This window comes from Alteromonas sp. ABH4_453 (genome assembly GCF_056160665.1).
In genome coordinates this window covers 1-20533 of the sequence record NZ_JBSWXP010000007.1, presented here as the reverse complement: position 1 = coordinate 20533, position 20533 = coordinate 1, and the positions used below count along the sequence as shown (strand labels likewise).

17 protein-coding genes and 2 rRNA genes are annotated in these 20533 nt (G+C 43.3%); 10 read left to right on the top strand and 9 right to left on the bottom strand.

Annotated features, from left to right (window positions below):
- Positions 1-190: 190 nt before the first annotated feature.
- From ACXAGV_RS14520 to radC, 5 genes are all read right to left on the bottom strand, one after another.
- Complete coding sequence (locus tag ACXAGV_RS14520; protein ID WP_474874058.1) at positions 191-2293, bottom strand: YjbH domain-containing protein; 2103 nt, start codon at positions 2291-2293, stop codon at positions 191-193.
- Between the two features lie 26 nt (positions 2294-2319).
- Entirely contained in the window at positions 2320-3069 is a 750-nt protein-coding gene (locus tag ACXAGV_RS14515) for a capsule biosynthesis GfcC family protein (protein WP_474873872.1), read from the bottom strand.
- The gene (locus ACXAGV_RS14510; protein ID WP_474873871.1) at positions 3069-3758 is read right to left on the bottom strand and encodes a YjbF family lipoprotein; all 690 of its coding nucleotides are present in this window, start codon (positions 3756-3758) and stop codon (positions 3069-3071) included. Before ACXAGV_RS14510 ends, ACXAGV_RS14515 begins: the two co-directional genes overlap by 1 nt.
- 94 nt (positions 3759-3852) lie before the next feature.
- Positions 3853-4212, bottom strand: coding sequence for a hypothetical protein (locus tag ACXAGV_RS14505; protein WP_474873870.1), 360 nt, complete (start codon positions 4210-4212; stop codon positions 3853-3855).
- A gap of 92 nt (positions 4213-4304) precedes the next feature.
- Positions 4305-4982, bottom strand: a complete 678-nt coding sequence (radC, locus tag ACXAGV_RS14500; RefSeq protein WP_474873869.1) for a RadC family protein — start codon at positions 4980-4982, stop codon at positions 4305-4307.
- A 205-nt stretch (positions 4983-5187) separates the two neighbouring features.
- Here radC and coaBC point away from each other — a divergent pair, with 205 nt between their 5' ends.
- A complete protein-coding gene (gene coaBC / locus ACXAGV_RS14495; RefSeq protein ID WP_474873868.1) occupies positions 5188-6417 on the top strand; it encodes a bifunctional phosphopantothenoylcysteine decarboxylase/phosphopantothenate--cysteine ligase CoaBC in 1230 nt (409 codons plus the stop codon).
- A 115-nt stretch (positions 6418-6532) separates the two neighbouring features.
- On the top strand, positions 6533-7120 hold the full coding sequence (gene slmA / locus ACXAGV_RS14490) for a nucleoid occlusion factor SlmA (RefSeq protein ID WP_012516568.1): 588 nt from the start codon (positions 6533-6535) through the stop codon (positions 7118-7120).
- A 104-nt stretch (positions 7121-7224) separates the two neighbouring features.
- Here the strand turns inward: slmA and ACXAGV_RS14485 are convergent, their stop codons facing one another.
- Positions 7225-7992: a glycosyltransferase family 2 protein gene (locus tag ACXAGV_RS14485; RefSeq protein ID WP_474873867.1), complete on the bottom strand. Its 768-nt coding sequence runs from the start codon at positions 7990-7992 to the stop codon at positions 7225-7227.
- 267 nt (positions 7993-8259) lie between these two features.
- Positions 8260-9897: a M28 family metallopeptidase gene (locus tag ACXAGV_RS14480; RefSeq protein WP_474873866.1), complete on the bottom strand. Its 1638-nt coding sequence runs from the start codon at positions 9895-9897 to the stop codon at positions 8260-8262.
- A gap of 187 nt (positions 9898-10084) precedes the next feature.
- Here ACXAGV_RS14480 and ACXAGV_RS14475 point away from each other — a divergent pair, with 187 nt between their 5' ends.
- The 8 genes from ACXAGV_RS14475 to ACXAGV_RS14440 all read left to right on the top strand — a co-directional run bounded on the left by ACXAGV_RS14475 (position 10085) and on the right by ACXAGV_RS14440 (position 20102).
- Positions 10085-10420 carry a DUF1820 family protein gene (locus tag ACXAGV_RS14475; protein ID WP_474873865.1) on the top strand — a complete coding sequence of 112 codons (336 nt, stop codon included), beginning with the start codon at positions 10085-10087 and terminating at the stop codon, positions 10418-10420.
- 38 nt (positions 10421-10458) lie between these two features.
- On the top strand, positions 10459-12210 hold the full coding sequence (locus ACXAGV_RS14470) for a DUF885 domain-containing protein (RefSeq protein ID WP_474873864.1): 1752 nt from the start codon (positions 10459-10461) through the stop codon (positions 12208-12210).
- 2 nt (positions 12211-12212) lie between these two features.
- Complete coding sequence (locus tag ACXAGV_RS14465; RefSeq protein ID WP_474873863.1) at positions 12213-12725, top strand: hypothetical protein; 513 nt, start codon at positions 12213-12215, stop codon at positions 12723-12725.
- A gap of 248 nt (positions 12726-12973) precedes the next feature.
- Positions 12974-13723: a recombinase RecA gene (locus ACXAGV_RS14460; protein WP_474873862.1), complete on the top strand. Its 750-nt coding sequence runs from the start codon at positions 12974-12976 to the stop codon at positions 13721-13723.
- The gene (locus tag ACXAGV_RS14455) at positions 13723-15234 is read left to right on the top strand and encodes a Y-family DNA polymerase (RefSeq protein ID WP_474873861.1); all 1512 of its coding nucleotides are present in this window, start codon (positions 13723-13725) and stop codon (positions 15232-15234) included. The genes ACXAGV_RS14460 and ACXAGV_RS14455 overlap by 1 nt, the downstream gene beginning before the upstream one ends.
- Positions 15235-15275: 41 nt before the next feature.
- Entirely contained in the window at positions 15276-18365 is a 3090-nt protein-coding gene (locus tag ACXAGV_RS14450) for an error-prone DNA polymerase (protein ID WP_474873860.1), read from the top strand.
- Positions 18366-18502: 137 nt separating this feature from the next.
- The gene (locus tag ACXAGV_RS14445; protein WP_474873859.1) at positions 18503-19294 is read left to right on the top strand and encodes a hypothetical protein; all 792 of its coding nucleotides are present in this window, start codon (positions 18503-18505) and stop codon (positions 19292-19294) included.
- A gap of 277 nt (positions 19295-19571) precedes the next feature.
- Positions 19572-20102, top strand: a complete 531-nt coding sequence (locus tag ACXAGV_RS14440; RefSeq protein ID WP_474873858.1) for an acyloxyacyl hydrolase — start codon at positions 19572-19574, stop codon at positions 20100-20102.
- A gap of 93 nt (positions 20103-20195) precedes the next feature.
- On the opposite strand, the gene rrf (ACXAGV_RS14435) is transcribed toward ACXAGV_RS14440, so the two are convergent.
- Positions 20196-20311 (bottom strand): 5S ribosomal RNA (gene rrf, locus ACXAGV_RS14435).
- Between the two features lie 142 nt (positions 20312-20453).
- Positions 20454-20533, bottom strand: a 5S ribosomal RNA gene (gene rrf, locus ACXAGV_RS14430); the annotation flags it as partial.

Genomic DNA, 20533 nt, shown 5'->3' with positions numbered 1-20533 from the left:
ACAAAAAGGTTACTTTTACGTACGATTTTTGCGCAAAATACCACCAACACTCTTTTTTGTGGCCCGTATTGTACTTTTCTCTTCGCTGTTTAGCTACGAATAAATAGGGTATTCGCACTTAAATTTTAACCTAGCCCTATCTGTTAAAATGCTAAAAAAAAACGCCACAATAACGTGGCGCTTTTCTTATTTAGTCATAAAAAGGTGACCTAACTTCTGTTAAATCTATTAACCGTGAAGGACGGCGTAGTAGTTGACCACCATCACGCGAGATTGGCACCCAAGGGAACAGACCACGACCTTTCGACGGTTCAAGCAAGAACAAATCGGTAGGAATGGAAATATAGAAACCTTTGGTAAAACTTCCCTCTCCGTATTCTTCCGATGAAACATCAGTGAAGGCAGCATATGCTCCCACTATAATGCCGCTATCAAAGCGCTTGGCGTAATCAATATTAACACCCTTGTCTTTTGCCAAGAATTGACCTGCACTAACCGTGATTTGGGTATCATCAAGGAACTCAGGCTGCCAATAAACACTCGCATGACCGGTGATCGCATCGTAATCCTCTAAGCCGGTTTGACTGTAAGGGTCACGCTGCTTAACGTAGTTGATATCGATGCCATAGGCGACATTACTATCGACAGGACGATAAAGAATTTCTCCGCCTACACCTGCGAACATAGTTTCAAGGTAACCTGCGTATGCTTGGGCATAAAGGTCTTCGGCAATATTGTCTTTGTAATGTAAAAACGCAGTATCTAACCATACATCGTTTTCAGACACATATTCACGAACCCGAGTACGTACACGTGGTAGTGACACATCTTCACCGTCAACGAGATAATTAAACTTATCGAAGTTATCAAGCAGTGTTACCCGTGCGCTGCTCATCACCGAGAAGTTTTCGTTTAACGCATAGCCGCCATTTAGCATTAACCCTGTTTGATAAAGAAAGAAATCTTCTGGGTTACCAAACGACTGGGTGAAAAAGAAGTCAGCACTGTAGAAGAAACCCGAGGTATTTTCAGGGTCGTATCCTTCTTTTACCTCTTCGGAAGGCGATGTTCTCACGTACGTTTCCGTTATTTCTGCATCGACCGATTCGTATCGCGCAGCTGAGATAAAGGCTTCAGCGTCTATTTGAGTATCGACCAGTGGAAGGCCACCGCGATTATCTACCATATGATAGGTTTTAACGCTATCTGGAAGCTCTGAAGCCGCAACACGGCCTACCCGCTCGATAGCTTCATCTTGGTCGCGGTATTTGACCTGCGTCCCGTAAAAGGTCGCGCTATCTTCTGTAATTTCAGCATCGGATAAGAGGAAACCACCTGAGTTATAAAGGTCGTTATAAAGACGTGATTTGTTCACATCTTTAATATTAGATGGCGCATTTCTTCCCATTAAATTTCGCGGCGCATCGTCAAATTTGATTTGAGACGCAGTATTCATATTGAAGCGATACGTCACACCAAAACCTAGGGTGTTTCCACGTTGGTAGTTTAATGAGAAATCAAAGTCTTTATAGCGATATACCGCTCCCACGTTCCAGCGAGAATCTTGCTCTAGCTGTCCCGCCCTGTCTCGGGAGTAATCGTTGCCTTCAAACTCAAGTTTTAGCGTTAACGGCTCCCATGGTGTTTGATACTCTACGCCACCAAAAAACGCGGTAGTACCTTTGAAAAACTGATCGTAATCGACCTTGCCACCGCGGCCTGAGAATCCGCCAGGGCGTTCACAGAAGCTATCTTTAACCTCACAAAATGGATTAGTAATATCATCTGCTGTCCCCAAATATCCCCAGCCTAAGCCTAAATGGAAATCAAATGGTCCTACCGATTTACTGGCGTTTACGTACTCACTTTCAAAAAAGCCTGTACCCCCGAAATCTCTGAAACCAACGCTGATATCAGGTAGGTAGTAACTTTCTTTCCAAAGCCTGAATTTAACGTCTAACCCTTTATCTTTTAAGGTTTGATCGCCGCTGAAGGAGTCAACCTGGCTATATAAACGCGTACGCACATCGGTGTAGCGGGCAGTCGCTTCCATCCAATCATAAAGCTGGATATTAACTGACCAGAAACGGTATTCACCATTGTCGGTATAATTGATGGCCATACCGCCTTCGTCGCGCATACGCGCAGTTGGCGTTTGTATAAGCCCGTTTCCGCCTTGCACCATTTGTGAGGGCGTAACACGAAGCTGGGTATCAGCAAGGGTGCTGGAAGATAGTGCACTGCCAATTACCAGCGCGAGTGTTTTTTTCTTAGATATTAGTTTTTTAGATATCTTTTTCTTAAATAATAATGGCGCACTCATTGAGGTAAAACCCTATGTACTGCTAACGCGGCAACGCGCTTATTTAATTGCTTAAGTTTATTGCTGAAAAGCTCTGAAGAAATAGGCACATAAACCTGACTACCCGGCATAATCTGAGCAAAATCTAAATTCCAGTAAGCAATCCCTTTTTCTTCTATGTTACCCATTGGGTCAATGACATAAACTACGCTTCTGTCTGCGTCTACCGCTTTTTTAACCGAATGAGCAGCCGTATAAATCGAGGTATCGCTTTGATGCTGATAGGCACCTGGCTTTACTACAGCGCCTGAGAAATGCACGACATTAGGACGTCCATTCAAACGGATCCAATATTTTCCGGGCTGGAACATAGGGTTGTCTTCGAAAAACAACCGAGCCCGGTTGTAAGATATAGGCATATCTATGCGCGTAGACACCGTCCACGAAGATACTTGGTCTAAGAGATTTTGAAGTGCTTTATGGGTGTCTGAATTTTTATCAAAGCTAACCAAAAGTTCTCTTATTTGCGACAACGCTATCTCTTTTTCGCGTTCAGCTGTTGGATTGGTTGAATCAAATACAGAAGCTGTTGGCCAATACCAGTCGCCACTGTCTGCCACAATAGACAATACACTCGATAGTCTAATTGGGCGGTCAAATTGATAGGTTTGCTTGTTCACCGTCACGCTTACAATACCGTCATTGGCGTACAAACTTGAGGATGTAATAAGACCCAAGGCAATAAAAAGCGTAGAAATAAACTTCATTATTGCGTTACTCCTTGTTTTTTCATCTGACGCACGACGCGGCTTAAATAAACCATGTCGTATACGTCTCCCTCTGGGCTGAACTTTTGCTTAGAGGCCAGCAGTTCTTTCGTATGTTTGTGCAAGAAGTAGGTATTTTCCCACGACAGCCCCACATCAATAAAGGGGGTATATTCTGAAAAATCTACGGTTTCAATTACTTTAATAAGGGGTACAGAAAAGCCAAGATAGTTGTGGGTTTCTTCCCCCACAATACGCCATGAAGAGTTCACTGGAACCCCGTAGCCTATTGAAGCAACATCAACTTTACGCTTCCAGCTAAAAGGCAAAACATCATTGGTGGCTAACGGATTATGCTGCAAATTGCTTGTGTAAAAGAGGTCGTTATCTAAACCTTCCGTTTTCACAATAATACCGTGATGCATAGTGAAGATAACTTTGTCACCCGACACCCACTTATACTTATCACCGTCAATGTAGGCTAATGCAAGAGAGGCGGCGTCTCGTTCCCCCGCTTTAATTTGCATAAGATCCGCCTTACTCGCCGCGATTTCTTCAACGGTATAAGTTACCGTGCGGTCTTTAAGGGCAAGTTTAAGCGTATTGTAGTAGGCAATTGTTGTTGTGGAACATCCTGAAAGAGACAGGCAAAGAAGGCCAAAAACGGCTGATAGAATGTGTAGTTTCATTAAGGTACGCCGACAAAAACTAAAAACAATTAAATTTTGCTGTAAAAATAAAAAAAGCCGCTAAAAAAAGCGGCTTTTTCGAATACTCTTAAATTTACTGTACGGTCGGTGCGTAAGTAAATGTAACAGGCACAGTAATTGTTTTAGTTACAGTGCTTGTGCCAGAAGTAGTTACAGTAACAGTGTTAGTTGTACCAACACATACGCCGTCTACCAATGGATCGTCACCTTCACAAGTAGGTTGACCTGGATCAGTGCCACCATTTCCTGGCGCGTCTGCAGAGTTGTTGTTTGCAACACCAGCGATAATACCAGCAGCTACAACACCAGTAGCGATTAGACCACCGCTTACTGCGCCCGCACCACCTGCACCAGCACCGCCTTCACCTTCTTGTGCGTTAACACCAGCTGCCATAGTTGCAGCTGCAAATAATGCAATGATTGACTTCTTCATAACAGTCCTTTAATAAAATTGCCCACTAAATCCTATGCTAAATCATTTTCAACCATTTGACTAGATAATAATCGATAAATGACTTAAGTTTCTTATGTTAGCAAGCCTCGCTGCGCAAATGAAATGGTTTCTTTATCTCCAACCACAAAATGATCCAGCACGGGCACGTCGATCGATGCCATAGCATTTTTGATCTCTGTCGTTAAGCGAATATCTGCATGACTCGGCTCTGCTACGCCTGAAGGGTGATTGTGGACCAAAATGATCGCCGCCGCGTTGTCGATCATAACTTGCTTGATCAATTCTCGCGGATACACTGCTGCGCTATTGATCGTTCCGTTAAACATGGTACGAAAAGCGATAAGCTGATGTTGGCTATCAAGCATCAAAAGCGCAAACTTTTCTCTTTCGCAGTCTCTTAATTTAGCCTGTAAATAACGCTTAGTATCATCTACATTATTAAATACATCTTGGCGCTTAAGTTTTATTTCTAAGTTGCGTTTAAATATTTCGAACCCCGCTTGAAACTGTGCGTATTTGCACGGCCCGACGCCAGGCACTTTTGCATAGCTTTCCTTTGTAGCCGTTACCACGCCTCGCAAACATCCAAGTTCTTTTAGCAATTCGTGCGCGACAGACACAGCGCTCTTACCCTTAACGCCCTTTCCCAGCAAAACAGCAATAAGCTCAGCATCACTTAAGCTTTCTGCACCGTGCTGCAATAGCTTCTCTCTTGGTCTTTCGCTTATCGGCCATACCTTTATCGACATGCTCTTAGTCCGTTAACGTCATAAAATAGTGGTTATAGATGAATTGAAAGAAATTAACGACTGTATAAAAGGCGGGTTTCTTCTTTTGAAGTTGAGCAGATATAAGACAAACAGTATCAAAACGCCAAGATCGACTTTTGTTCAGCTACCCGATTTTTTGTCACCATGGTAGGCTAATATTAATATTTAGATTTCGTGTTCTTTTATGTCTATTGCTAATAAAAACATTTTGTTGGGCGTAACGGGTGGTATTGCGGCATATAAAGCCCCAGATTTAGTGCGAAAGCTCACCGCATTAGGTGCAAACGTACGTGTTGTTGTCACCGACTCTGCCGCAGAGTTTGTGAGCACTTTATCGCTACAAGCTGTGTCAGGAAATCCGGTGCATCAGCACCTTCTAGACTCAGCTGCAGAAGCCGCGATGGGGCATATTGAATTAGCAAAATGGGCCGACATCCTACTTATTGCTCCTGCTACAGCAAATACACTCGCTAAACTTGCTCACGGCATGGCAGATGATTTACTGACAACGCTTTATTTAGCCACAACCGCTAAACGTTTTATTGCCCCAGCAATGAACCAGCAGATGTGGAAGGCGTCAGCGACACAGCGCAATATTGCTACACTTCAAGAAGACGGTGTAACCTTTATTGGCCCAGCAAGTGGTGAGCAAGCTTGTGGTGATGTAGGCTCAGGCCGCATGGTTGAACCTGTAGATATTGCCAATGTATTAAATGAAAATGAAGATAAGACTTCAGGGCTGGCATTAGCATTAACAAACCTAGCGGGAAAGCAAATAACGATTACCGCAGGGCCAACCAGAGAGCCGTTAGACCCAGTACGCTATATCTCTAATCACAGCTCTGGGAAGATGGGGTTTGCTATTGCGCAAGCCGCGGCTCAAGCGGGCGCGAAAGTAACGCTAGTTGCAGGTCCGGTAGCGCTTTCTACGCCTACGCATTGTAATCGTATTGATGTTACCACCGCAGATGAAATGCTCAACGCTTGTGAAAAACTTGTCCCTTCTACAGATATTTTTATTAGCACCGCAGCGGTAGCCGACTACAAGGCCTGCACGGTGGCTGACAATAAGATAAAGAAAACAGGTGATGAGTTAACACTTACTTTTGTTAAAAACCCTGATATTCTAGCAACTGTATCTAACAGACAAGACCGTCCATTTTGCGTAGGCTTCGCAGCTGAAAGCCAAAATGTGGAAGATTATGCCCGCGGCAAACTTGCTAAAAAGAAGCTAGATATGATTGCGGCAAATGATATAACGGCTGAAGGTCTGGGGTTTAATAGCGATAAAAACGCGCTGCATGTAATATGGCAAGACGGCGATAAACGATTGCCTGCCACCAGCAAAAATGCACTAGCCGAGCAGCTGCTCGTGCTCATTGCGGAACGTTGCGCTTTAAACAACAAAAACTAACAGATACTTATTAAGTGTCGATAATAAAAACGATAAATATAAACGCTTTGGCGTAAGCCAACTTAACATGGAGCCCGGGTTGCTATAACTCGGTAGCGGAGGAACCACTTTCGTCATGCCTGCTGTCAAAAAAACAAATCGCAGAGCCCAAATTCTGCAAGCACTTGCTGGAATGTTAGAAACCAGCCCAGGTCAACGTATCACTACTGCTAAGTTAGCGGAAAAAGTCGGTGTGTCTGAAGCAGCACTGTATCGTCATTTTCCCAGTAAAGCGCGAATGTTTGAAGGGCTTATCGAATTTATTGAAGAAACGCTTTTTACGCGTATCAACAAAATTGTTAATGAAGAAAAAGACTCGCTCACGCGCTGTCAGCTAATTCTTCACCTTATTTTAGGCTTTGCAGAGAAGAACCCAGGCATTACCCGTATTTTAAACGGCGACGCGTTAATGGGTGAGCAAGACCGACTACGTGCACGTATCGCCAAGCTTTTTGAGCGTTTAGAAACCCAGCTTAAGCAAGTACTAAGAGAACGCAAGCTGCGTGAAGGAAAAACCCTTTCTGCCGATGAAGCGATTATTGCCAATATGATGATTTGTTATACCGACGGACGTATTAACGGCTTTATTCGCAGCGGCTTTACTCGCAAACCCACCGAGCAATTCAATGAACAATGGGCCGCGTTTAAACAGATGTTTGTGTAAAGCAAGTCATAGATACTAACTTGTAAGGCGCATGTGAGCGCCTTTTCTTGTTGCAGTCATCTTTTGATAAGTGTTTTAACATCTACCGTAGTTAATTCTATTAGCTACTGTTTACTTTGCTGCTCGAGAGACCACAAGCCTGCATACTTATTAAAAGTATACTGAGCATAAATTACTGCGTACAAAAGCCCTCTGCTACCATCTAAAAAGCCAAGCCTGAATACATATATTTGTATGAAATTGATTAGCCCTCTAAGAACCGCCAGCAATATTCCATGACTCTTTTTGCCTTTGGCGAATTTCTTTTCAGCCATCAATACTGCGTAGAGTCTGTTTTTATAAAGAAGATGCTCAAAATTTCGAATAGAGTAGTGATTTAAAAAGCCTTTTTTAATTATGCCAGTCTCACCTTCGAAAATTACTTTTTCATGAACAATAGCCTCATCAAATCTGGAACCCTGTCTTTTGAACAACCGAGTACACGCTCTCGCAGTTCTACCAAACCGAGTGGGTTTACCGAAGATGATGTTTTTCCATCTCATTTTATAAGCATTGTGCTCAATAAAATCTTGATTTAAAAGACTTGTTATTTCTTGAGCAAGTTTTGAATCTACTTCCTCATCTGCATCGATCGATAAAACCCAGTCGCACGCTGCCTTATCCAGCGCTCTTTGCTTTTGGATTCCATAGCCTTGCCAATCAGTAACATACACTTTATCAGTAAATTTTTTAGCTATCTCAACGGTCTTGTCGGTACTACCGCTATCAAAGACAATTATTTCATCGGCAATGTTTGTTACTGAGCTTAAGCAACGTGATATTCGATCTTCTTCATTCTTTGTGATCACAATCACAGAAAGCGTAATCTTCATGATTTAATCCTTAATTTTTCATGCGCGTTATTCATTAGGTGATCTTTAAAAAGTGCTAGCCGATAAGGAAAGTTACCTCAATTTATATTCTGACTGAAGCCAACTTTAACGCGAAAAAATAGCACTTTCTGTCAGGCCTTGAAAGGTTAATGCCTGCAATAGGTCAGTCATCGCCAACGCATAGGCGAGCTTGCTACAATTGTAATATCTGCTTGAGGGGCAAAAGCAGCATAAAAATGCTGCTTTTTAGTGTCGAGCAAATATATGTTACTTGCTAAACGTGTTACCAAAGAAGTCGCGATCGTTCCACTTAGGCTTATTCTTTTGATTTGCTAACGTCCAACCAATTTGCGCGTTAACTTTGGTGAACGTCTCCGCCGCATTCCAGTTAAATGGCTGATTAATATCATCGCTAGGCTTGTGATAGTGCGTAGATAAGAACTGGCCAAATACCTTGCTGCCATCTACGTTAGGATCTTTAGATTTAAGACCCGGCACCATAAATACTGAAGGTACACCTTGTTTTACAAACGCATAGTGGTCTGAGCGAGTGAAAAGTGCCTGCTCAGGCCATGGATCCGGGCTTAGCTCGATATCGGCGTTAGCAGCCGCTTTTTCCACTGATTCTTGTAAATCACTGTGGTTCGCACCAAAGGCAATAACGTCTGCAAACTCGTAGGTTAGAATTGGCATATCTAGGTTTACGTTCGCCACCATTGATGTAACAGGTACGGTCGGGTTACGAGCAAAATAGTCTGCCCCTAGCAGGCCTTTCTCTTCACCGGTTACCGACACGAACAGAATTGAGCGCTTTGGCTTTTCTTTCATTTCGCTAAACAAGCGTGCAGTTTCTAACATTACAGACGTACCCGATGCATTGTCCATTGCACCATTGTTAATGTTGTCTTTCTTCACTGTTTTGGCAAAACCAATGTGATCAGAGTGAGCAGAGAAAACTACGTATTCGTTTTTAAGCTCAGGGTCTGAACCTTCTAATATACCCACAACATTCGGGCTTGTAATAGTGTCGTGAACACTCTTCTTGCTAATATCTACCACACCGTTTAATGCAAAGCCTTGCGGTACTTTGTCAGCTTCAAGAACTGCATAAACGTCATCAAGGCTCTTTTCTGCGCCTTCAAATAACTTGCGCGCAGCACCTTCACTCATATAAGCGCCGCCTTTAAGTTGAGAAAAGCTATTTGCAGGCTGACCTTTGTCGTCTAACCAAGCCATACGCGGTGTATGGATGTAGTTCAAGCGGCTTTGATAAGGACGCACTTTTTCATTTTTAGGTGTTGTGATAGTGATCATGCCAATAGCACCATTGTCTACCGCATACTTTTGCTTTTGATAGCCAGATGCAAAGTGAGCGCCCTCTTCTGATGGAAAGTCGCTTGGCTTACCAGCAAGGGCCACAACAATCTTACCTTCCACATCTAGGTCTTTGTAATCGTTGTGAGATAGCTCGTCAGCTACAATACCGTAGCCGACAAAGACCATTTCGCCTTTTACATTGCCCTCTGTGCTGAGCAAACTTGGGCTAGCTAAGTACTCTTTTGGGTAATCAAAATCAATGGTCTCGCCGTTTTGGGTGAAGGTAAACTTAGGAGACTCTTGAACCAGATTGGCTTTACGAAACGATACGTTTTGTACGTAGCCGTCTGTACCTGCCGGCTTCAAACCATATTTGGCAAATTCGGTAGCAATATAAAGCGCCGCAATTTCATGACCGCGAGAGCCAGTATCACGACCTTCAAGTAAATCGTCTGCTAAGAAAAACAGATGTGATTTAATTCGCTGTGTATCAGGGTTAAAAGCATTGTCTGTCGATGCGTGGTTATGTGCAGTAGTAGCAAAGCTCATTGCTGTCATTGCACTACCTATCAGGAGTTTTTTTATCATTCTAATTTCACCATATAACTAAGTGTGCATCATGGTAACGCAGTTAATAGGGGGAATACCATTAAACTGCTTACGTTTACCATGTGTTTCCTACCGTTGCTCGCATTTTAGGAGCAAGGTAAAATTGTGGGCCAAACGCCGGAGCAATTTCCGGGAGTATCTATATTTTTAGTGAAGAGCAGCACCCATGTCGAAAGACGATATTCTTTACCGCGTTCAGTTCATCAGCAATGGAGAACGCTACGAGCTATATGTAAAAACCCTTATACAAGGTGCTTTATTTGGCTTTATCGAGATAGGCGACTTTGTATGGGATACCCATACGAGCGTTGTTGTCGATCCTAGCCATGAAAGGTTAAAAGCCGAATTTTCTGAAGTAACAAAAACGTATATTCCTATGCACAACGTTTTACGCATTGACGCCGTAAATAAAAAAGGAACAGCCAAAATTACTAAATTAGAAAATAAATCTGATAAAGTAACGGCTTTCCCTAGTCCAATATATACACCAACGAAAGAGTAACCGCCGGATCATTCCGGTAAAGGTTACCGGAGACCCTTATGTATCGCTATCTGTTAGCTGCATTACTATTTATTTGCAGCGTTAGTTCATCTGCAAAGGACCTTGACGATGAAAGCTTGTACCAACTACTTGATGACATTTGGCAGTATGAGCTTTCGGTTTCCCCGCTTCTAGCTTCTCGCGAAGGCGATACTTCACTCGCTCACGTATTACCAGATAATTCTCCCAAAGCTCTGAAAGCACAAAATGAACAATGGCGCGCGTTTCAAAAAGCCTTAAGCCAATATAAAAAAGAAAATATCTCTACTGACGCTTATATTGCCTTGCTGATGCAACAATATCGTTTAGCTAACTATGTGGACGAGTATATGTATCGCGCTCACCTAGTGCCTATCAATTCAGAGTATGGTTTTCATGGTGCCATGGCCTCGCTTCCTAACTTATCTACGTTTAAGCGCGTTGAAGATTATCAAGCCTACATAAGCCGCCTAAACGCGCTGAAACCTTATTTTGACCAACAAATTGCGTACATGAAACAAGCGCTAAAAGAAGGCTACACGCAACCTAAAGTCGTGCTGAAAGGGTTTGAGAACTCAGTGGCGTCTTACGTTGTTGAAAAGGCTGAAGACAGTGGTTTTTATTCTCCGTTTACCCGTTTTCCTGAGTACTTTACTGCCGAACAGAAATCACCATTAATGGAGCAAGGCAAAGCTGCCATAAACAGCAGTGTGTTGCCTGCGTATCAAATGTTCTACGACTTCATGGTAGAGGAATACATTCCTAATGCCCGTGAAGATATAGCCGCGAATAACTGGCCAGACGGCGTGGCGTATTACGCCAATAGAGCCAAGCATTACACCACTACGGATATGACCCCTCAGGAAATCCATGATTTAGGTTTGTCTGAAGTAAAACGCATTCGCGCGCAAATGCAGCAAATTGTGGATGAACTTGCTTTTGATGGCGACATTAACGACTTCATTGCGTTTTTACGCGAAGACCCGCAATTCTATGCCACCAGCGCTGAAGATTTACTAAAAGAAGCGTCGTTTATCGCAAAGAAAATGGACGCAAAGCTTCCTTCGCTCTTTGAGTATCTGCCAAGAACGCCCTACGGTGTAGCGCCTGTACCAGAGGCTATAGCGCCCAAATATACAACAGGCCGTTATATTCATCCTAGCCGCGATGACCAGCCAGGATATTACTGGGTAAACACTTATGCCCTTGATAAACGCCCTTTGTATGCATTGCCTGCACTAACCTTGCACGAAGCGGTGCCTGGCCACCACCTTCAAATATCGTTGGCAGCAGAGCTTGAAGACTTACCTATGGTACGTCGTAACACCTATATTTCAGCGTTTGGTGAAGGCTGGGGTCTGTACTCTGAGTTTTTAGGTATTGAAGCAGGTATTTATGAAACGCCGTACGACAACTTCGGTCGCTTAAGCTACGAAATGTGGCGTGCGTGTCGTTTGGTTGTTGATACCGGTATGCACACCATGGGCTGGAGCCGTCAACAAGCGGTTGATTATATGATGGAAAACACCGCGCTTTCAGAACACAACGTTAATACTGAAATAGATCGTTATATCTCTTGGCCTGCGCAAGCCTTGTCTTACAAGATTGGAGAAATCAAAATTAAAGGCCTTCGCAAGAAAGCAGAAAAAGCGCTAGGAGAGCGTTTTGACGTGCGCAAATTCCACCGTGCCGTGTTAGAAAACGGCTCAGTTCCACTGTTTATCTTGGAGCAAAACATCAACACGTTTATAGAAGAACAAAAGGCACAATAAACATGATCGTTGCATTTGGTGTTATTGGATTACTTATCCTGTTTTTAATTTACTTTGTGCTGCGAGCGCAGAACTTACAGAAAGAACTGGCGCTGTTGCGCCACTCAAACAAACAGACCAGCAATAAGGTTACGTATGCTTATCGCAATCTCGTTCTTGTTACAGATGCGTTGGAGAAAAATCTTACTGCACGTATTGAAAGTGCCTATAAAAGCCGCCTTATAGACCAAACTCAATACAATGCGCTGCACTCGCTTATGCGCAACTTTTCAAGCATTATTATGGCTTGTTGTGAAAAAGGTATGTCTCTTGAAGAGTCTTTAAATAAAGCGTTGCAGAATGAAGAAGTAACGCTTGAGGAAATTCGTGAAGTGGTAAAGGCTCTACCTAGTAACGTTCGCATGGTGTGGGCAAAAAATACCGCAGATGGATTTATTGCTTTTTGCCAAGCCGTTACAGCAACTGTAAGCGGTACTACAGCAAAGGCCTCAAAAGAACCATCACCTGAAGAGTAACGTTCTACTCTACTCTCCTTGTTAGCGCTGATACAGCGCTAACTGTATGACAGGGTCGCCTGCTTTGCTATGTAGTAAGATCAGCGACCCTAGTCCAAATCCCTACGCTTTTAAAAGTTTAATCTTTTTACCTTTTCAAACTAATCAGTAAGTTAGCCCTTAAACCAACAAGCAAAAAACCTTTTGTCTTGAAAAGGGTTATTGCTGCCCTATAATACTGTATAAAAATACAGTTTATTTTGGGTGCCATGAATAAATCGTTATCTGTGCTTAATAACCATCCGCATATTTGGCGGGCCAGAGATCAGAAGCAAAGTGAAGCTAAGTTTTCGCTAGGTTTTCCGTGTCTGGATAAAGCACTTAATGGTGGCGTTGCATCTACAGGCCTTGTTCGTATCTCTTCGTTAACCGGCGTGGGTGAACTTTCACTCTTTAAACGGGTTATATGCCAACACCGTACACACAAACTGGTAGTATTTATTAACCCTCCCGGGCTACTACAGTCATCGTGGTTAGAAAACCTAGGGCTTAAAGCGCAACAAGTGCTGGTGGTAAAACCAAGCACTGAACAAGAGTCGTTGTGGGCAGCAGAGCAATGTTTAAAAAGTACGGCTTGCCATTGCGTAGTGCTGTGGAGCAATGCTGTAAATCAAAAAGAAGCACGACGCCTACAGGTAGCGGCAACGCATAATGACGCGCTGTGCTTGCTGTATACTCCACCGCAACAGCAGGCATCACAGTTAGGTTCTCCGAAGGCCAACTTAAGTGATTCACAAGCCACTCCTTCGAATCAAAACGACAGCTCATTGCCCATCACTTTAGATATTGCGCTACTTGGCAAACCCCACGCCTTGTCGGTGAATATACGCAAACAGCGTCATGGGTGGCCCAAAGATAACATTGTTATTTCTCATCATTGGACCCCTGACAATCACGCCATTAAATGGGCCATGGCACATAACACGCTTTCCAATCAGGCATTACACTCTGTGAGCTAATGATGCTGTGGGCTTATATTTACTGTTACCAACTTACCTTGGACAGCCACATTAAAGCTGCTAAAACTAATCATGCGCACCGGCAAGCGCTAAAAAGCGATCGTAGAAACGACCCTAGAAGCGAAGCTAACGGAAGTTCTTCCTCATTACCGTCGAATACACCTATTGCTGTGTATTGCAGTAAAACGAACAAAATTACCCAGTGTAATGATATTGCGAAAAAAGAAGGCATTGAAATTGGTCATGGACTTGCCCAAGCAGCGGCGCTATGCCCTTACGTGCATATTCTGCCATTCAGTGAAGAAGCCGAAAAGCATATGCTGACGCAGTTAGCACATCGGCTTTATCCACTGGCTTCTGACATCGTATTAGACAGCCACATTCATTCGAATGGCGTAAATGGTCTGGCAGTAAGGCTAGATAACCTAATCCATTACTATGGCGGTCATACGCCACTGTGGAAAACTTTAACTCAAGCTCTGGCAGAGGCAGATATTCGCTATCATTTTGCTAGCGCATGGACAATTGAGGCCGCAAAAGTATTAGCGCTTCATAAATTTAATACCTACCTACATACGCCCGATGATATAAAAAAAGCCCTAAGTGCATGCCCGCTTTCTATTACGGCTTTGTCACCCAAGGTCATTGACTCGTTGGCAAGAGTGGGCGTTTCCTGCGTACACCAACTACTGGCCATGCCGGTACAAGAGCTGGGGCGGCGCTTTGACAATAACACTATTATGTATCTTACTGCGTTAAGGGGAGAAACTTTTCCACGCGTTACGTTATTTAGGCCTTTAGAGCACTTTGATAACTTTACTTTACTGCCTTTTGATATTGAAAACACGCAGCACCTAACGCCTTTTGTCACGCAGCAGTTTGAGCATTTGTCACACTATTTACGGGCAAGAAACTTATATACATCCAGCATCAGTGTGCATATTCATTTTAGAGAAGCACCTGTAATGGATATTAATATTCACTCTGCACTGCCTCAGTCTTCGGTGAAGAGTTGGCTACCGTTATTTAGCCTTAAAACTGAGAATTTGGAGTTACCTGAGCCTGCCACAGCGATTGCGCTTACCTGTCAGCAGTTCGAAGAAATGGATACGCAGAATGACGACTTTTTTAGCGACAGGTTTAACGATATTGCACAGAAGCAATTAATTGGGCGCTTAAACGCGAAGCTAGGCGATAACAGTACGTTTCAACCGCGCGCTGCCGACAGCCACCAGTTTGAATATATGACGATGACTGAGTCGAGCGCCGGTAGCTGCATCGATAATTATGCTTATAGCAGTGACATTGCGCCCACCTTCACCTTTGATGTACCTAAACCGCTTATTCAGGCTACCCAAATTTGCTTTGGCCCCGTGCGATTACATAGCGAGTGGTGGCATGACAGCCCAGCAAAGCGTGATTATTTCATCGCACAAACTGAGCAATGCGTAAGGCTGTTAGTGTTCAAAGACGAAGAGAGCCGCTGGTGGGTACATGGCCTTTTTTGCTAGCCGTACGCGGTTAAAGAAAAAGTAGAGGTAAAAGCGATACCATGAAATACAGCGAACTCTTTTGCCAAAGCAATTATAGCTTTCTTTGCGGTGCCTCATCCCCCGCAGAGCTTGTTACCACCGCTTCTTTCCTTGGTTACGACGCACTTGCCATTACTGACGAGTGCTCAGTAGCGGGAGTGGTAAGGGCTTTTGATGAAATTAAACATCAAGGCCTACCTATTAAGCTTATTGTGGGGAGTTACTTCGTATTTGATGACACTTTATCTTTTGTGCTGTTGTGCCCGAACAAAGCGGCCTATAGCGAGCTATGCCGAATTATTACTAACGCGAGGCGTCGTTCTGAGAAAGGTGAATATCAACTGGCCGAGTGGGACTTGCGTACCATTCGTCATTGCAAATTCATTTGGCTACCAAACGGAAAAGAGGCCCACGACAAGCATTGGGCTGAGTGGCTACAAAAGCATTCCAGCATTGATGCCTATATTGGTGCTCAGCGCCTATTAGACGGGCAGGATCATCAGAGATTTGCGCACTACAACCATCTGCAGTCTACCTACCCTTTCCCTATTATTGCCTGTACAGGTGTGCTCATGCATCACGCTGACAGACTGCCGCTTCAACATGTATTACATGCTACTAACGTGCATACCAGCGTAGATAAAATAGGTCGGGAAGCATTGAGTAACGCAGAACGAAGCTTGCGCCCCATACAAAAAGTAAAGAAGCTTTACCCTGAGAAGTGGATAGCCAATACCAATGCCCTAGCCCAGGTATTCACGTTTTCTTTAGAAGAATTGCGCTATCACTACCCTTCTGAACTTGTGCCAGAAGGGTATACGCCTACATCGTATTTACGGGAGCGCGTAGAAGCCGGTATTAAAGTGCGCTTTCCAGAAGGTATAACCTCTGAGATCCGCCAGATCATAGAAAAAGAACTAACACTTATTACTGAACAAGAGTACGAGTATTTCTTTTTAACCATTTACGATATTGTTCAGTTTGCCAAGCGGCAGCGCATTTTATATCAAGGGCGCGGCTCTGCGGCCAACTCTGTGGTGTGCTATTGTCTGGAAATAACCGCAGTGGACCCTAGGCAAATAAGTGTGCTGTTCGAGCGCTTTATTTCCAAAGAGCGTAACGAACCGCCAGATATTGATGTGGATTTTGAGCATCAACGTCGTGAAGAGATCATCCAATACATTTATCAAAAGTACGGCCGAGAAAGAACCGCTATCGCGGCTACAGTTATTTGCTATCGCTTTAAATCGGCTTTTAAAGATGTGGGCAAGGCGCTGGGCTTCAGCGAGTCACAGCTTGATTTTGTGGTTAAACAAATCAATCGCCGAGACAGCGTTATTCCGTGGAAATCTCAGCTGGCTGGGCTTGGACTAAACCCTGAAGAGCCTAGAGTACAGCAGTTAATTACCCTCACCGAAGCTTTACTGGGTACGCCCCGACATTTATCGCAGCATGTAGGCGGTTTTGTTATTAGCGCAGGGCCGCTCTACGATCTCGTTCCTATTGAGAACGCCGCGATGGAAGACCGCACTATTATTCAATGGGATAAAGACGACATTGAAACCTTAGGTCTCTTGAAAGTAGATGTGCTAGCGCTAGGGATGCTAAGCGCTATTCGTCGTGCATTCTCTCTTATCAATAAACAATACTCTGTTGAAACCAGTATTCCATTTATCACTAAGCTCGGAGATGACAAACAGGTATTCGATATGATCTGTCGCGCCGATACCGTAGGCGTTTTTCAAATAGAATCTCGGGCTCAGATGTCTATGCTGCCAAGATTAAAACCACGTCGCTATTACGATTTGGTCGTACAAATAGCCATTGTGCGACCAGGCCCTATTCAGGGCGACATGGTTCACCCTTATTTGATACGTCGCCACGGCAACGAAACCATTAGCTACCCATCTAAAGATGTGGAGAAAGTTCTGTCTCGCACCATGGGCGTGCCTATTTTTCAAGAGCAAGTGATTCAGCTTGCCATGGTTGCAGCTGGATTCAGTGGCGGAGAAGCTGACCAGCTGCGGCGCGCCATGGCGAGCTGGAAAAAGGACGGCAGAATTTTTGAGTTCAGAGATAAGCTTATTAGGGGTATGACGAACAAAGGCTATGACAGTACGTTTGCCCACAACTTATTTGAGCAAATAAAAGGCTTTGCAGGGTATGGCTTTCCTGAATCGCACTCAGCATCTTTTGCGGTATTAGCTTATGTGTCTTGCTGGCTGAAGTTTTACTTTCCCGTTGAGTTTTACGTGGCGCTGTTAAATAGCTGGCCCATGGGGTTTTATTCTCCTTCTCAGTTAGTTCAAGATGCTAAGCGTCATCATATACGGGTAGAGGCGCCCTGCGTGAACCAGTCAAACGCAGAGCACACTTTGGTTGTAAAAGGCCAAGAAAAGTACATTCAGCTTGGTCTTAAGCTTATTAAGGGTTTAAGTGAAGCGTCGTCTCAGATTATTGTTCAAAACCGTTCAGATGAAGGCTACACCAACGTTGAACAGTTACAGCAGCTATCGATAAAAAGTAATGAACTAGAGGCACTGGCTAGCGCAGATGCCCTTCGCACTATTTCAGGGAACCGGTACGAAACTCGCTGGCGAATTATGGATACACAAACGCGTTTACCGTTATTTGATACCGATGATTTTTATGCAGATAAAAGTGCCGCAACCCTTGACGCTAAACCCTCTGAAGCAGAAAACTTACTTGAAGATTATGCCTCGACAGGCTTGTCTGTAAATAACCATCCTATTTCACTGCTTAAGCAACAACATGAGCTTAAAGATATAAGCTGGTCTGATTCGCTAAAAGACAAAAAGAATAAATCTATTGTTAAAGTACTTGGAGCTGTCACAGGACGACAGGCCCCAGGCACTGCCGCAGGCGTCACCTTTCTGACCTTAGAAGATGATATAGGCAATATGAACGTTGTGGTATGGCAAGCTACGGCGAGAGCTCAGCAACAAACGTTCTTAAAAGCTAAACTTCTTCAGGTTAACGGTATTATTGAACGCTCTAAAGAGGGAGTAATTCATATCATTGCAGGTAAGCTTATTGACCGTACGTCTTGGCTCGAAAAGCTGACATTGAACTCTAGAGATTTTCACTGAATTTTTTACAGCGGCAAAGTAATAGATTATGGTATACATAATGGCGATTTTTTGATTAATAACTTCCTCTTCGTGAAGTAACACTCGAATAACTCCGCTATACCTGTAGAGAATTGTTGTCATTTTCGGAGTACAAAATGATGCGATGGGTTGCGCTTTTTATTATTTGCTCATTTAGTTTTAATGCCTACGCAGATAAATACATAGTTGGCGCACAAAACTTAGCCTACTTCCCTCACTACGATTTTTCTTCGCCCGTAGATAAAGGGGTAGCTTGGTCAATTTTAGAGGCGTTTTCTGAAGTTTCTGGTCATGAGTTTGTCTATTTAAGTTTACCGATAAGGCGGCTTCAACTCGAGCTAGTTAAAGGCAATGTAGATTTTGTATACCCAGATAATCGAGGTTGGTACAACAGTATTACCACGTCGAACGATAAGTATTTTTCATACCCATTAACAAATGCGATTACAGGTACAATTGTAAAACGACAGAACGCTGGAAAGGGTATTGAAAAGATAAAGCATCTTGCTATGCCATTAGGTTTCACACCCGTAAACTGGCAAGATAGAATAGATAATCAGCGCACCAAAATAACGTGGGTTACAGATATTCAACAAGGCTTAGCCCTATTGTATCAAGAGCGCGTTGATGGGCTAGATTTAGAGTACTTTGTTAGTCAGCACTTTTCACAGCCGCCTTATAAAAAAGATGCCTTTACTTTAGATTTAACACTTCCTCATAACGAAATTCCTTTTTCTTTATCTACGCTTTACCATGAAGACATCATCAGTGAACTAAATGATTTCATAGCCTCAAACCCCGAGTTAATTAATAGTATAAAAGCAAAATACGGAATAATTTCTTTTGAAAAATTGTCTCAACAGCTTCTAAAAGAACAGGGGTTGCAAGCTGAAGAAGTTTGGAATTAAAGAACCCGTCGCATTGCAAGAACGACAGCACTTCTATTCACATGTGCATTTGAAAGGTCTGCTACTTGCGCTCTTCTTACAGTAGTTTCTTAAAACAAAGACTGTGATCGATTAATGAAGCAAAGCTCCTAGCCCTTGTAAAAACTGCAAGGAAGTCAGTAATATAGACTTTTGCAAACTAGCTACCCGACCTTAAATAAAGTTTATCTAATTGAAATAATTACCTTTTTTATTTGGAAAAATTTTTGCTTGTTGATTATCAGATCAAGGAGCATTTATGAAACAGTTATCACTACTTTTACTTACTTTTTACGTCATTTTTTCCGCTAGTAGCGTACAAGCAAAGCAAACCGTCAGCGTAGACTATATGCATGGGTTCGATGATATTGACGGTATGCGTCTCGCATACAGACCGCTTGAACAAACATTAGCTACAGATTGGTTTGGAGACATTAAGCTTTACTGGGAAGTGAGCGCTGTTGTTTGGGAATATGGCGAGAATGACACGCACAGTACAAGCTATGGAGTGTCTTTGACCCCTGTCTTTATGAAACAAATATCGACGCTTTATGACAAATACCCTGTGTATTTAGAAGCAGGTATTGGCGCAAGCTACATTGGCGATCAAAAAGTAGCGGGTAAAGATATTGGCTCTAACTACCAATTTGAAGACAGATTAGGTGTATTTGTAGAGATTGATAAAAAACAACACGTTGCTTTGCGTTATATGCACTTTTCAAATGGTGGCTTTAATAACGACAACCCAGGACTAGACTTCCTTAACTTATCATACGCCTACCATTTCTAAAGAAATGGGGTCAGTGTCGTGACTTTGACCCCATCATTTTTCTTTCTTCCAAACGCAAAAAAACCCGCCGTTAGGCGGGTTTCTTTTATTGGGACCTGGCAGTGTCCTACTCTCACATGGGGAAACCCCACACTACCATTGGCGCTAATACGTTTCACTTCTGAGTTCGAAATGGTTTCAGGTGGTACCGTATCGCTATGGCTGCCAGGAAAAACTGGTTTGCAGTAGCGTTTACTGCGTAAAGCTGATGCTTTATCAACTTCACTAAATTCTGTTAGCTCGCATACATAAAATGCTATAGCTTCTATATAAAGCAAAAAACCCGCCGTTAGGCGGGTTTTTCTTAATGGGACCTGGCAGTGTCCTACTCTCACATGGGGAAACCCCACACTACCATCGGCGCTAATACGTTTCACTTCTGAGTTCGGAAT

Bases quoted from the DNA above. Each gene is read 5' to 3' on its own strand.
- ACXAGV_RS14465 (WP_474873863.1), top strand. From the start codon at position 12,213: ATGATCGTTGCATTTGGTGTTATTGGATTACTTATCCTGTTTTTAATT.
- coaBC (WP_474873868.1), top strand. From the start codon at position 5,188: ATGTCTATTGCTAATAAAAACATTTTGTTGGGCGTAACGGGTGGTATT.
- ACXAGV_RS14460 (WP_474873862.1), top strand. From the start codon at position 12,974: ATGAATAAATCGTTATCTGTGCTTAATAACCATCCGCATATTTGGCGG.
- ACXAGV_RS14475 (WP_474873865.1), top strand. From the start codon at position 10,085: ATGTCGAAAGACGATATTCTTTACCGCGTTCAGTTCATCAGCAATGGA.
- radC (WP_474873869.1), bottom strand. From the start codon at position 4,982: ATGTCGATAAAGGTATGGCCGATAAGCGAAAGACCAAGAGAGAAGCTA.
- ACXAGV_RS14510 (WP_474873871.1), bottom strand. From the start codon at position 3,758: ATGAAACTACACATTCTATCAGCCGTTTTTGGCCTTCTTTGCCTGTCT.
- ACXAGV_RS14470 (WP_474873864.1), top strand. From the start codon at position 10,459: ATGTATCGCTATCTGTTAGCTGCATTACTATTTATTTGCAGCGTTAGT.
- slmA (WP_012516568.1), top strand. From the start codon at position 6,533: ATGCCTGCTGTCAAAAAAACAAATCGCAGAGCCCAAATTCTGCAAGCA.
- ACXAGV_RS14515 (WP_474873872.1), bottom strand. From the start codon at position 3,069: ATGAAGTTTATTTCTACGCTTTTTATTGCCTTGGGTCTTATTACATCC.
- ACXAGV_RS14450 (WP_474873860.1), top strand. From the start codon at position 15,276: ATGAAATACAGCGAACTCTTTTGCCAAAGCAATTATAGCTTTCTTTGC.
- ACXAGV_RS14455 (WP_474873861.1), top strand. From the start codon at position 13,723: ATGATGCTGTGGGCTTATATTTACTGTTACCAACTTACCTTGGACAGC.
- ACXAGV_RS14440 (WP_474873858.1), top strand. From the start codon at position 19,572: ATGAAACAGTTATCACTACTTTTACTTACTTTTTACGTCATTTTTTCC.
- ACXAGV_RS14505 (WP_474873870.1), bottom strand. From the start codon at position 4,212: ATGAAGAAGTCAATCATTGCATTATTTGCAGCTGCAACTATGGCAGCT.
- ACXAGV_RS14485 (WP_474873867.1), bottom strand. From the start codon at position 7,992: ATGAAGATTACGCTTTCTGTGATTGTGATCACAAAGAATGAAGAAGAT.
- ACXAGV_RS14445 (WP_474873859.1), top strand. From the start codon at position 18,503: ATGATGCGATGGGTTGCGCTTTTTATTATTTGCTCATTTAGTTTTAAT.
- ACXAGV_RS14480 (WP_474873866.1), bottom strand. From the start codon at position 9,897: ATGATAAAAAAACTCCTGATAGGTAGTGCAATGACAGCAATGAGCTTT.